Source organism: Pseudanabaena sp. SR411, assembly GCF_002251945.1.
Classification (GTDB): Bacteria; Cyanobacteriota; Cyanobacteriia; order Pseudanabaenales; family Pseudanabaenaceae; genus Pseudanabaena.
Genome location: NZ_NDHW01000160.1, coordinates 1 through 12107, shown reverse-complemented (window position 1 = coordinate 12107; position 12107 = coordinate 1). Strand labels below are relative to the sequence as shown.

14 protein-coding genes are annotated in these 12107 nt (G+C 42.2%); 5 read left to right on the top strand and 9 right to left on the bottom strand.

From position 1 onward, the window contains the following. Positions 1–41: 41 nt before the first annotated feature. The gene (locus B9G53_RS16460) at positions 42–884 is read left to right on the top strand and encodes a C39 family peptidase (RefSeq protein WP_094534182.1); all 843 of its coding nucleotides are present in this window, start codon (positions 42–44) and stop codon (positions 882–884) included. A 27-nt stretch (positions 885–911) separates the two neighbouring features. Here B9G53_RS16460 and B9G53_RS16455 read toward each other — a convergent pair whose 3' ends face one another. The 7 genes from B9G53_RS16455 to B9G53_RS16425 form a co-directional block, all read right to left on the bottom strand. Then, the gene (locus B9G53_RS16455; protein WP_094534180.1) at positions 912–1847 is read right to left on the bottom strand and encodes an endonuclease/exonuclease/phosphatase family protein; all 936 of its coding nucleotides are present in this window, start codon (positions 1845–1847) and stop codon (positions 912–914) included. Beyond that, positions 1847–3352 (bottom strand): serine/threonine-protein kinase, encoded by a 1506-nt coding sequence (locus B9G53_RS16450; protein WP_094534178.1) that lies wholly within the window; start codon positions 3350–3352, stop codon positions 1847–1849. Before B9G53_RS16450 ends, B9G53_RS16455 begins: the two co-directional genes overlap by 1 nt. A 10-nt stretch (positions 3353–3362) precedes the next feature. Continuing rightward, positions 3363–4814 carry a serine/threonine-protein kinase gene (locus B9G53_RS16445; protein ID WP_094534176.1) on the bottom strand — a complete coding sequence of 484 codons (1452 nt, stop codon included), beginning with the start codon at positions 4812–4814 and terminating at the stop codon, positions 3363–3365. A 58-nt stretch (positions 4815–4872) separates the two neighbouring features. After that, positions 4873–5709 (bottom strand): Cof-type HAD-IIB family hydrolase, encoded by an 837-nt coding sequence (locus tag B9G53_RS16440; RefSeq protein ID WP_094534174.1) that lies wholly within the window; start codon positions 5707–5709, stop codon positions 4873–4875. A 293-nt stretch (positions 5710–6002) separates the two neighbouring features. After that, the gene (locus B9G53_RS16435) at positions 6003–6893 is read right to left on the bottom strand and encodes a Sll0314/Alr1548 family TPR repeat-containing protein (RefSeq protein WP_254923687.1); all 891 of its coding nucleotides are present in this window, start codon (positions 6891–6893) and stop codon (positions 6003–6005) included. A gap of 285 nt (positions 6894–7178) precedes the next feature. Beyond that, positions 7179–7586, bottom strand: coding sequence for a hypothetical protein (locus B9G53_RS16430; RefSeq protein ID WP_094534172.1), 408 nt, complete (start codon positions 7584–7586; stop codon positions 7179–7181). 108 nt (positions 7587–7694) lie between these two features. Further along, a complete protein-coding gene (locus tag B9G53_RS16425) occupies positions 7695–8060 on the bottom strand; it encodes a cupin domain-containing protein (RefSeq protein ID WP_094534170.1) in 366 nt (121 codons plus the stop codon). A 272-nt stretch (positions 8061–8332) separates the two neighbouring features. Here B9G53_RS16425 and B9G53_RS16420 point away from each other — a divergent pair, with 272 nt between their 5' ends. The 4 genes from B9G53_RS16420 to B9G53_RS16405 all read left to right on the top strand — a co-directional run bounded on the left by B9G53_RS16420 (position 8333) and on the right by B9G53_RS16405 (position 11342). Continuing rightward, on the top strand, positions 8333–8884 hold the full coding sequence (locus tag B9G53_RS16420) for an oxidoreductase (protein ID WP_094534221.1): 552 nt from the start codon (positions 8333–8335) through the stop codon (positions 8882–8884). A gap of 59 nt (positions 8885–8943) precedes the next feature. Continuing rightward, positions 8944–10371, top strand: a complete 1428-nt coding sequence (locus tag B9G53_RS16415) for a Ni/Fe hydrogenase subunit alpha (protein WP_094534168.1) — start codon at positions 8944–8946, stop codon at positions 10369–10371. Between the two features lie 286 nt (positions 10372–10657). Then, positions 10658–11050, top strand: a complete 393-nt coding sequence (locus tag B9G53_RS16410) for a type II toxin-antitoxin system RelE/ParE family toxin (RefSeq protein WP_094534219.1) — start codon at positions 10658–10660, stop codon at positions 11048–11050. Then, positions 11043–11342, top strand: a complete 300-nt coding sequence (locus B9G53_RS16405; protein ID WP_094534166.1) for a helix-turn-helix domain-containing protein — start codon at positions 11043–11045, stop codon at positions 11340–11342. Before B9G53_RS16410 ends, B9G53_RS16405 begins: the two co-directional genes overlap by 8 nt. 31 nt (positions 11343–11373) lie before the next feature. Here the strand turns inward: B9G53_RS16405 and B9G53_RS16400 are convergent, their stop codons facing one another. Both B9G53_RS16400 and B9G53_RS16395 read right to left on the bottom strand, forming a co-directional pair. Beyond that, entirely contained in the window at positions 11374–11583 is a 210-nt protein-coding gene (locus B9G53_RS16400) for a type II toxin-antitoxin system RelE/ParE family toxin (protein ID WP_094534164.1), read from the bottom strand. After that, on the bottom strand, positions 11531–11806 hold the full coding sequence (locus B9G53_RS16395; protein WP_094534217.1) for a hypothetical protein: 276 nt from the start codon (positions 11804–11806) through the stop codon (positions 11531–11533). The genes B9G53_RS16400 and B9G53_RS16395 overlap by 53 nt, the downstream gene beginning before the upstream one ends. Positions 11807–12107 lie beyond the last annotated feature (301 nt).

Below are 12107 nucleotides of genomic sequence, written 5' to 3'. Positions count from 1 at the left end.
GATGATTTATAGCGTTATCGCATTTATTCCGAGGTTGTCCTATGCCCAAAGCGATCGCCGAAGCGGATACTTTTCTCAAAAAGAAGCTGCTTGGCTCCACAGATTTAGCCGATTCCGAGAAAATTCTCATCAAAAAAGGACAAACATTTTTTGTTACTGAATATAGCCCCGATCGCAATCAACATCTTTTCCTGACTCTAGCCTCACCCTTTCCAGCGCTAGATGGCAAATCCCAATTACAAAAGGTCTATGCCTACGATCCTCACATCAAAATTGAAGGGGAAGATGTCAATCAGCTCATCAAGTTACCAGTTAAATATTATTCACAACTAGACAACGATCAGGCGATTTTTGGCCCTGGTTGGCGACAGTGCAACACGACTAGTAATACGATGCTAGCTGATTTTGTGCTAAATGGAGCCTTAACAACGATGGCGAAAGCACAGGGATTTCCAGAGCCAGAGTCAGTCTATATGCGACTGGTGGGTAAGTTTGGTGATACCACCGATCATGATGCTCAAACATGGGCTTTGAGAGAACTGGGCATTAACTCTTACTTTAGCTATTCTCTCTCAGCAAAAGATGTATTGCTTTCACTCAAAGCAAATATCCCTGTAGTTGTAGGATTTGCCTACAAAGGTAGCGGTCACATTTGTGTGATCGTCGGACATGATCCTGTCAAAAGAGTCTGGCTTGTTCACGATCCTTACGGCACTCGTCATGGTGCTAGCGATGGTTATGACGTTGGTGTTGGCGGCGCTTATGATCCCTATAGCTATGATGTCATGCAGCAAATTTTTTGGGATGGTGGCGGTGAATCAGGCTGGGGCAGGATTGTCACCAGTATTAAGGGCAAACCCACAGGTTTACCCTCGGGACTATAGAGAAAGCGGCGCAAAGCGCCGCTTTCTCTATTTACTGCGAAAGATGGCTCTCACGGGTAAATGATCGGATACTTTGGCAAAATAGGTGCGATCGCTATCAAAGCCCAGATCTTTTTGTGGATCGAGAATCTGCACTGATTGAGGAATATATTCTTCTTCTGCACCTTTAGGAGCTTTAGAAATCGCAATATGATCGATGACGCAACCAGTACCACGATTGGAATAGCGCGGACGACCATCGGGCGTTTTGGGCTGACCACGTTTTTTTAAGCAGTTCTCTTTCTGACCAGTTTCGATCACTCTAGTCAAAAAAGTCAGTGGTGCATCCCGTAAGCCCCGATTTTGGTCAGCCCAAGTCGGACTATTAAAATCACCTAATAGAATTAAATCAGGATCAGATTGCGAATTCTGTTGATAGTTATCTACTTCTTGGCGCAAGCGATCGCTTTGATTTTGACGTAAGCGATCGGCTTCTTTGCCACCCCCTCCCTTTTGATGCACAATCACTAAGGTGAAATCAAAGTTTGCACCTGTTTTCACAAAGGTTACCAACGGCGATCGCAAAGTCCCTGTGATGTTCACCTTTTGCCATTCAGTCACCTTTTGAGCCGAGATCAAGTCTTTGCGATAGAACAGAGCTACCCTTTGTTTACTGCCCGTATCTCCTAACACAAATTCCCATTGTTTACTTTTATTCAACTGCTCCTTGAGTTTTTCGGCTCCCGATGGACTAACTTCTTGTAAGCCGATCGCATCAAAGTTCCGTTCGATAATTTGGCTTACGGCTTCTACTTTGGGAGTATTTGTTCCATCAAAATTGCCTAGATTAAAAGTTCCAATTCGGACTTGATCGGGTACATTTGCCGTGGCAAAGGGATTAGAGCAACCAGCGATCGCTATGCAAACGATGCTGCCCCAGCAGGCATAAACAGGAATGAAGCGTTTAAAAAGCGATCGCTGCATTATTTTCTCCTAATATCATATAAGAACTCCTCAATTACATCGATTAACCAACTAACTTCCGTTGCTCTAATATCATTATTTGCTAAAGGATATTTAACTCCATTCAGCCACAAAAGTACATTTACTTTTATGGAATTGTCTTCATCATGATCACTACTTAGCCAAATTAGATCATCTATAATTCCACTATTACGTTTCTCAATCATTCGCCACTTTGGTTCAGCTCCTTGGAATCCAGAAGTTGGCAGTTTGATTTGCCAAGAAGTTCTCCCAAATAGTGACTTCTCAAATAAAGTTTCTGTTTCGGTTATTTTTAGAGTTACTGTTTCTAATAAACTTACGGTAAATCTAAATAACAACCCCACAAGTATCGTTACTAATAGCCCAGCGATGACATAGAAACCAAAAGATTTATGATAATACATAGAAACATTGCTCCAAACATCTCCCAAAATAGGATGGGCAAAGACCATGATTAATCCTAGGAATACCCACATACAAACTGCGACCAAAAGATTGGATGGAATTGTAATTGTGAGGCAAGTTGCAGAAGTTGAAACTTGAATGTCAGAGTTATCTGGTGGAAAAGAATGGCGGACATAACTGGGAAATTGCTTGGATTTGGCAGGACTAGATTGCTTTATCGGTTCTAATGGAGTGGGGTTACTCTGAGGAGTAGAAACTTGGATGGATTCAGATAGAGCTAGCAAAGCAATTCTTGCCGATGCATAGCGTTTTTTGACTGTCGGCTCTACTAACTTTTGAATCCATTGCAAAAGATGAGGACTGGCACTGGTGCGATCGCTAAAAAGTATCCGTGCGTCATCATCTTGAGGTAACTCCGCAGGTGATACCCCTGTCAGCAAAAAAATCAGCGTTGCACCCAATGCATAGAGATCAGAAGCAGCTACTGCCCTGCCTCCATACTGCTCCATTGGCGCATAGCCATAGGTTCCCACGACAGTAAAAGACTTACCTTCAGCCGATGCTTTATCCTGCACAGCCCCAAAATCCACTAGATAAATATTTCGTTCCCCTCCTTCATCTCCAGTTAAGATCAAGTTACTAGGCTTAATATCGCGATGCAGAACTTGGGGACTGAGTTCATGGAGATAGATCAGGATTTCTAAAACCGCGATCGCTATTTTCTTAACCTGTGATTCATTAAATTTATGTCCTTGGGCAATATGTTCGCGTAAAGAATCCCCTTGAATATATTCCTGTACCAATCCAAACCACAATGAGTGATCGTCAATCGAAAAATAGTCGCGATATTTGGGGATACGTGGATGATCTAGCGCTTTGAGTACATTGGCTTCTCGTTCAAATAACTTTAGATCTTCCCATTGCACATTACCTCCGAAAGCTAGTAACTTGACCACCACCAATTCATTCTCTTTCTGCAAATCCTTGGCTAGCCAAGTCTCGCGACCTGCGTTTTGACCAAGTTGACGCTCTAGCTGATAACGTTGATTAACGATCTCTTGAGGCTGAAGGGTAGTCATAAAAGATATCTCATATTAAAGAACGACTGTTTTTAAAATTAGTAATCAATTCCATTAACCACATCACTTCGGTTGGGCGTAGCTCATTGGCGGATATTAAATAAGTGTCATCTTGGATATGTATTTTGACATTGGACTTGAGCGAGTTATCATCATTTTTCTCATTACTTAGCCACACCAACCAGCCAAATAGATTGTTATTATATCTGTTTCGCATCATGGTCCAATTTGGTTCAACGTAAATGGAACCACTGTAAGTCTGTTGGTCACGCCAATAGCATTTACCAAATATGTAGCGACTTAATATGACTTCCTGCCCATTAATTTCAAACTTAGATGTGGTAAGTAGGTGTAAAAGCTTGAACAGGATCAATCCGACAATCGTTAACAGAATCACGACAACTATGGGGCTAATGCTTGTTATAAGCAAGTAGGGAAGAAATGTTGTACCAAAAAACAAAGTGATTAACGATATTATTCCCAACATAAAAATTGCTGATAGTATCTTACTGGGAATTAAAATCTGAAGATTATGTTCTGATTCTTTGACCTGAATGTTTGTGTTTTCTGGAGCATAGTTTCTAATAGATTTTTTCGTAACAGGTTGAATGCTCGGCACAACCTGCACTGGTGGAGATTGCCTTTTGGATTTAGGGTGAACTAGAGCTTCTAAAGCCATTTGAGCCGATGCATAACGTTTTTTCAGTAATGGTTCTACTAAGGTCTGAATCCATTCCACTAAGTCATGACTAGCACTGGTGCGATCGCTAAAGAGTATCCGCGCATCATCATCTTGAGGTAACTCCGCAGGTGATATCCCCGTCAGCAAAAAGATCAGCGTTGCACCCAATGCATAGAGATCAGAAGCCGCCACCGCCCGACCACCATACTGCTCCATTGGTGCATAGCCATAGGTTCCCACAACGGTAAACGATTTCCCTTCAGTTGATGCTTTATCCTGTACTGCACCAAAATCCACCAGATAAATGTTTCGCTCCTCTCCTTCAGTTCCAGTTAAAATCAAGTTACTAGGCTTAATATCGCGATGGAGAACTTGGGGACTGAGTTCATGGAGATAGATCAGGATTTCTAAAATTGCGATCGCAATTTTCTTAACTTGCAATTCAGTAAATTTATGTCCTTTGGCAATATACTCACGCAGCGACTCCCCTTGAATATATTCTTGCACCAATCCAAACCACAAAGAGCGATCGTCAATCGAAAAATAGTCGCGATATTTGGGGATACGTGGATGATCTAGCGCTTTGAGTACATTGGCTTCACGTTCAAATAACTTTAGATCTTCCCATTGCACATTGCCACCAAAAGCCAATAACTTGACTACCACCAATTCATTCTCTTTCTGCAAATCTTTGGCTAGCCAAGTCTCGCGACCTGCATTTTGTCCAAGTTGACGCTCTAATTGATAGCGATGATTCACAATTGCTTGAGGTTCTAGCATAACTATAGCCTTAGATTTTAATGATCAAAGAGTGCTTTAGCACTCTTTGATTCAGAATTTATAGCACGAATTTACCGATCGCTACAGCCGCACCATCCTCTTCAACAGTAGGCGCAACCCAATCACCAAGAGGCTTTAATCCTTCAGGGGCATTACCCATAACTACGCCAATACCTGCATATTCGATCATTTCTAAATCGTTGAAATTATCGCCGATCGCTAAAACCTGTGAGCGGTCAAATCCCAAGATATTCTCGGCTAAATGCTTAACCGCAGTTCCTTTATTAGCGATCGGATTAGTCGCTTCAAAGAAAGTAGCTACAGATTTAGTGAGATAGAGTTGTTGCGGTGTATAACGACCTTTGAGAACTCGGAGCATTTCGGTTACTAGTTCCGCCGTATCGCTCAAGGCAAGAATCTTGGTCGGTGGATGATCGGTATTTTTACTAGTGAGGAATTCTCGCAAATCACCGACTACTGTGACTCCAACTTTAGAGCGTTCGGCATAGGCTTGAGTTTGGGCTGTCATTTTCCGAACGTAGAGTTCATCATTCACGTAAATATGAATCGAAAGCTGATCGTTAGTCGCAAATTCTCCCAGATCATCGAGCAAAGAGAGGGCTTGTTCGAGTTCAACTGGCCAATGTCCAACTAATTCATCAGTTTTAGGATCTTTAATGAATGCACCCTGATAGGAAATCAATGGCATATCCGAAGCGATCAATTCATGGAATCGTACCGCCGAGCGATACATTCTGCCCGTAGCGATCGCCACTTTCACACCCTTTGCCTGAGCCGCTTTTACCGCTTGCTTCACTGCATCATTGACCTGATTGGCATCACCACTAATCGTGCCATCGATATCTACCACGATCAGTTTAATGTCTTGCGCCATGAGTTTTTTGCTTGCTTTTTGCTTTGGATAAAAAAGTAGGGTCAATTCATGAATTGACCCTACTTTTTTATAATACCTTGCTTAGCTTTATGGCTTGTAGTGTTTATAGCGATCGCTATCTCTTAAACAATACAGCGCTTTGCGCTGACTTAAAACCCAAGAAGCGAGTGGCGGCGCGAAGCGCCGCCACTCGCTTCTTGGGTTTTGGTTTGTACTAACTAACTTTTGCTTTGCTATAAAGCCTCGATAAGCTATAACTAAAAAAAGCGTTGCGAAGCAACGCTTTTTTTAGTTTATTTGGTCTGTTCAGGACAAGCTACACCGTTAGAGATGTTGCGGCATTGTCCACGAATCTCTTCTAGCAGGCTAGGATTCAGTTGCTTGGACTTACTTAGGGCAAGTTCAAATTGATTCTTAGCTGTCGGAATATTGCTGCCACCTTGCATCCATAACACTTGTCCTTTCAGATAATGTAGTTCTGGATTATTTGGAGCAGATGCTAGAGCCTTATTCACGGCATCTAAGGCAAGTTCGGGCTTTTGAGCATCACGATAGGCTAGAGCAATACCACGCCATTTTAGATAATCAGGTGCTGCATACTGCTTGAGACTCTCCAAAGCTGTTTCAAGGTCTGACAGAGGTAATACTGATGCAATTAGCATATCAATATAGCCTTTAATCAAATTTAGCTCAGGATCATTGGGAGAAATATCCTTAGCTTTTTGGATATTGTCAAAAACGCTTTGCACCAGTGGCAAAGCCTTAGGTGCACTGGATACACCTTCAGTTTTGACAATATATCCTGCCTCAATCAAATCACTCGCGGCAATATAGATATAAGCTCTGAGGTTATCTTTACCCTTCAATGCTTCGGCATTAGCGCGAACGCGCTGTCCAGCCACCCGCATTCCTAGGTAGTCTTCTCTGGCATAGAAGGTGGAAGCACGTAAAGCAAATAGGAGTGGCTCGTTTGCTTCAGTTCTCACAGCTAAATCCAACTGCTTTACGGCTGCCGTATAATTTCCATCTTTGAACATTAACTCAAAGGCTTTCTGGGTTTCGCTGCCGATCGCCCTAGCATTTTGGGAGCGGAATGGATCTGCGGCAAAGCTAGGCATCACTGTCGCGGCGGTGATCAATGCTGTTAATAGAGATACAGATACAAATTTCAAAGAGCGGTTCATAAATTTCCCCGAAAATATCAGGCTGTAAGTAGTAAGCAAGGTTTTAGATCGTATCTTTAGATATTTTGACAAATTCAACTCGGACTTAATCTAAATACTTAATCTAAATTTGGTCTGATGTTTTAGGTTGTCTGCAACATATTACGTTAATGCACTCAAGGACGATGGTAATTTACAAAAAGTTTCTTATCCTCACTTAATGATAGTCCTGTAGAGGTAAGGATAGGCGGCGCTTCGTTCCGCCTATCCTTACCTCTAAGTCACATTACACCGTATTGCTGCTATCTATTCTTGTGTTTGGCTAGAGTTCCGCATGATTAAAGCTAATGCTATAGATTCTGGTAGTAAGGCAGCGATCGCGGTAAGTTTTAATGACCATGTATCAGTTTCGCTGAACAGCCCCTCTAAACCACTCAAGTGGGCTGACCAAATATCGGTCATGTCAATGGCAATGCAAGCAAATAAAAGTACTTTGATCGTAGCCTGATTGGAAAAGACCACCAGAATAGCTAAGACCATATCTCTAATTGCCCAAACCCGAATGATGTATGGCATTTGCAGATTTGAATCTACTGGAACGCCTAGTTGTTGCATCAGCCAAGGTGGATCGACATAACCGATCGCACTCAGTCCAAACCGAATCAAGCACATAATTCCGAGCAACGTTGCCACATACCAAACTTGATTTCTCATTTTAAGTACCTGTGCAGAATAAATTACCCAAACCCGTAAAGTTGCGCCCCGCAGGGGCGCAACTTTACGGGTTTGGGCTTTTAATTAATTATGCTCGTCTACTTTCAACTATTCAACCCGATTGGGAAAAGATATTTCTAGCACTACACATCCGATATCAGTCTTAAATGGCCCATGAATTTCGTGAGGTGGTCTACTGGCATAATGACCAGTCTCCAGCCACAGATCAAAGGCGCGATCGTACAGGCGACCACTGACGATAAATATTTCTTCAGGATAGGGATGGCTTTTGCTCCCAAAAGCAGTCGTGTCTGCATTGGGATGAAATCGAGTTAAGCGGGTATATTCGCCTGTGTCTTGCTCCAAGCTCAAGGTCAGTTCTTCAGCCATCCCTTCTAGTCCAAGAATTGGCTTCCATTTATGACTATGATCTAAGTCTAATGGATTCCAATAAGTAGCAATAGATTTTGACATGTATTACTCTCTCAAATGAATCACCCTGCCGCAAGCGGATGGGGTATCAAATTCTTTCCATTGCAGATGTTACTACAACATTTCCGCATTAGGTTAATCTCTTTCATAGGGGTTTTATTTGTGATGTGGTTATCTTTTATAAAACCCCTTTCTTCCTGCTTACTTTTGCAACTTTTTGTTCTGTACTAAGGGTTTTATCTAAAAATTGAACTATTCTATTTATGGGTGATTGTTTGCTTATCACAATCTAGGGAGCAGCAATGATGGACAAGATAAAAAAAATTAAACTAGCAACAGTTTGGCTAGCGGGATGTTCGGGCTGTCATATGTCCTTTTTGGATTTGGACGAATGGCTATTTGAACTGGTGAAATATGCTGATATCGTACATAGCCCGATCGCTGATATTAAGGGCTATCCCGAAAATGTTGATGTTTGCCTTGTTGAAGGTGCGATCGCTAATGAGGAAAATCTAGAACTAATTCATGAAATCCGTAAGCAGACCAAGTTCCTGATTTCCTTTGGTGACTGTGCGGTAACGGCAAATGTCCCTGCGATGCGAAATATGATGGGTGGCGACAATGCCGACATGGTGCTACGGCGCAGTTATTTAGAGCTAGGTGATGTTACGCCGCAGTTACCCTATGCTCCGGGGATTGTGCCTGAACTGTTGGAAAAAGTAAGCCCCGTTCATGAAGTTGTGAAAGTGGATATGTATATTCCGGGATGTCCACCATCGGCGGATCGCATCAAAGCAGCGATCGCGCCTTTGCTAGAGGGCAAGATGCCCCTGATGGAAGGGCGCGAAATGATTAAGTTTGGATAACCCTCACTCCCTCTCATAGGGAGAGGAGAACAAGAAATAAATATTTAGAGAGTCTAGTCATGGCAAAAACAGTTGTAATTGATCCCGTCACTCGTATTGAAGGTCATGCCAAAATCTCGATCTTTCTGGATGATCTTGGGGAAGTGTCGGATGCACATTTTCATGTGGTGGAATATCGCGGCTTTGAGAAATTTTGTGAAGGTCGTCCGATGTGGGAAATGGCGGGAATTACCTCACGCATTTGTGGAATTTGTCCCGTCAGTCACTTATTAGCTTCTGCAAAAACAGGCGATAAATTATTAGCCGTCAAGATCCCTGCTGCGGGTGAAAAACTGCGCCGCTTGATGAATTTGGCACAAATTACCCAATCCCATGCCCTTTCATTCTTTCACCTCAGTTCTCCTGATTTTCTGCTTGGTTGGGATAGTAATCCTGCTACGCGCAATGTATTTGGCTTAATGGCAGAAAATCCTGATCTGGCAAGAGGTGGTATTCGCTTGCGCCAGTTCGGTCAGCAAATCATCGAAATTCTAGGAGCGAAGAAAATTCATACGGCTTGGGCGGTGGCGGGTGGTGTGCGATCTCCTCTCAGTGAGGAAGGTCGGGGCTGGATTCGCGATCGCCTGCCTGAATCTTTAGCCACGATTGAAAATGCTTTAGGATTATTCAAAAATTTATTAAATGAACTGCAAACGGAAGTAGATGTCTTTGGTAAATTTCCATCACTATTTATGAGCTTAGTCGGCAAACATGGCGAATGGGAACATTACGGCGGACATCTTCGCTTTGTCGATAGTCAAGGGCAAATAGTCGCCGACAATCTCAGCGAAGATGATTATCAACAATATATCGGTGAAGCGGTTGAGCCTTGGTCATATTTGAAATTCCCATATTACAAACCCCTTGGCTATCCCGATGGAATTTATCGTGTTGGTCCGCTTGCACGGTTGAATGTTTGTGAATTTATCGATACGCCTAAGGCTAATCAAGAGTTGCAGGAATTTCGCGATCGCGCAGGTGGTATAGCCACATCTTCATTTTTCTATCACTATGCGCGACTGATTGAGATTTTGGCAGCGATCGAGAAGATTGGTGAACTAATTGATGATCCTGATGTGATGTCACCCCATACCCGTTCCCATGCGGGAATCAACTGCCTAGAAGGGATTGGTGTCAGCGAAGCGCCTCGCGGTACATTATTTCATCATTACCATGTCGATGAAAATGGTCTTATCAAGAAAGTAAATTTGATTATTGCGACAGGACACAATAATTTAGCGATGAATAAAACCGTTGCCCAGATTGCTAAACACTACATTCACAATGGCAATGTTGCGGAAGGTTTTCTCAACCGAGTTGAAGGTGGTATTCGTAATTTTGATCCCTGTTTAAGTTGTTCAACCCATGCTTATGGACAAATGCCGATGCAAGTGCAATTAATCGCTGCTGATGGCAGTGTTGTTAAAGAATTGTGCCGAAATTCTTGATCGCTTTCCTTGTAATAAGCACTTCAAAATCTAAATAAAGGCAGCGCTTCGTAGGCTTGTTTATCTCCTTAAAGTATTTTCAAATTCTTGTTTTTTACTAGAGATTAGAGAACGCAAGCGATCGCCTTCTGACCGTTGCTTCCTCTCCTCAAGTTCTAACCGATCACTAAATCTACAATGCGATCGCATCTCGTCAAATCTAAACGAAACCCAATGTGTATCAAAACAGATGATCAAGTATCACAATATTGTGATTTAATATAGTAAAATTATCGTAGTGATGGGTGTGCCGAAAGCGCAAGTTATTTTCTATCAAGATGAAGGTGGTGCTGCTCCTGTTTTAGAGTGGTTGAAAGTCCTACTCAAGCAAGACCGTAAGGGCTATGCAAATTGTGTGGCTAGGATTCAGCAGCTTGCGAGTACGGGTTATGAACTACGCCGCCCCGCCGCAGATTATCTGCGTGATGGAATCTATGAACTTCGGGCTAAACACATTCATGTTCAGTATCGCATCTTGTACTTTTTTGATGGTCAAAATATTGCAATTCTTGCTCATGCCATTACTAAAGATACTGATCAAGTGCCGATCGCTGATATTGATAGGGCGATTAGGCGTAAGCGTCTATTTGAAAAGAATCGAAGTATCCATACTTATGAAGAGGATTTAGATAATGGCTAAGACTAGTGATGCACTTAAAATCATTGATGGTTTGACTGGTGATGATTTTGAAATGGAGAATCTGATTAAGGAAGCTTCGCTTAATGCGATCGTGGCACAACTTATCTATGAGGCGAGGACTGCTAGGGGGTTGACACAGAAACAACTTGCCGATCGCGTTGGGACTAAACAATCGGCGATCGCTAGGCTTGAGGATGCTGATTATGATGGGCATTCGCTGTCAATGTTGCAGAAAATTGCTGGCGCTCTCAATCAAAAGGTTGAGATTAAGTTTTCAGCGATCGCTTCTTGAGTCAAGTTTGGTGTAGGTGTTGTTTTAAACTTTATTCATAGTTAGCCAGAATACGGCGAATTTCTGCGGCTGGGATATTTGTCTGCTCAGATTTTGAGTAAATCGTAACTAGAAAAACGGATGTAGCTGTTTTGACGTAGTAAATGACTCTGTAACCTGCGCTTTTACCTTTTTTGTTGTCTCGATTCTTAATCCGTCTCAATCCCTTCCCATAGTTCTGAAATTGGCTTAGTTCTGCCATCCATCACGTCATCCCAACCACGCCGAAAACTTTCTATAGCAGGTTCTAGTTCCTGTGAAGTTTCTTGTGGGGTTAGGTTTTGAGTTTTTTGTTGAGTTACGGCAATATCTCGATCTAATAGTTCTCGTAGTTTGATTTTCTCTCGCAGTTCTAGGGAACTTATCATTTCTATGAGAGCTTTAAAAGGAAGAGACAGATTTACTTTTACTTGTGTACGTTTCATATTTTGGTTTAGATCCTCATTTTTATATTTGCGTTTTTTTGTTGCAATTTTGAACCTCCATAAGGATCTCAAGCGTTTCCTAGCTATATATTACCTTGTATAAATAACTATTTTGATTTTCGGCAAATTCAAGGATGATCGCCTCTCATCAAACCAAACCCAACAATCGCTTTGGTAATAAATAACTGGAGTCTAGACTAAGTTGATTAAGAAAATCAGAAAAAGAGCAGGAAGAAGCAACCCAGAGAATGGAGAACTGAGCAAATCCAAGAGAATGAAAAGGAGAATATTTAGGATTAGG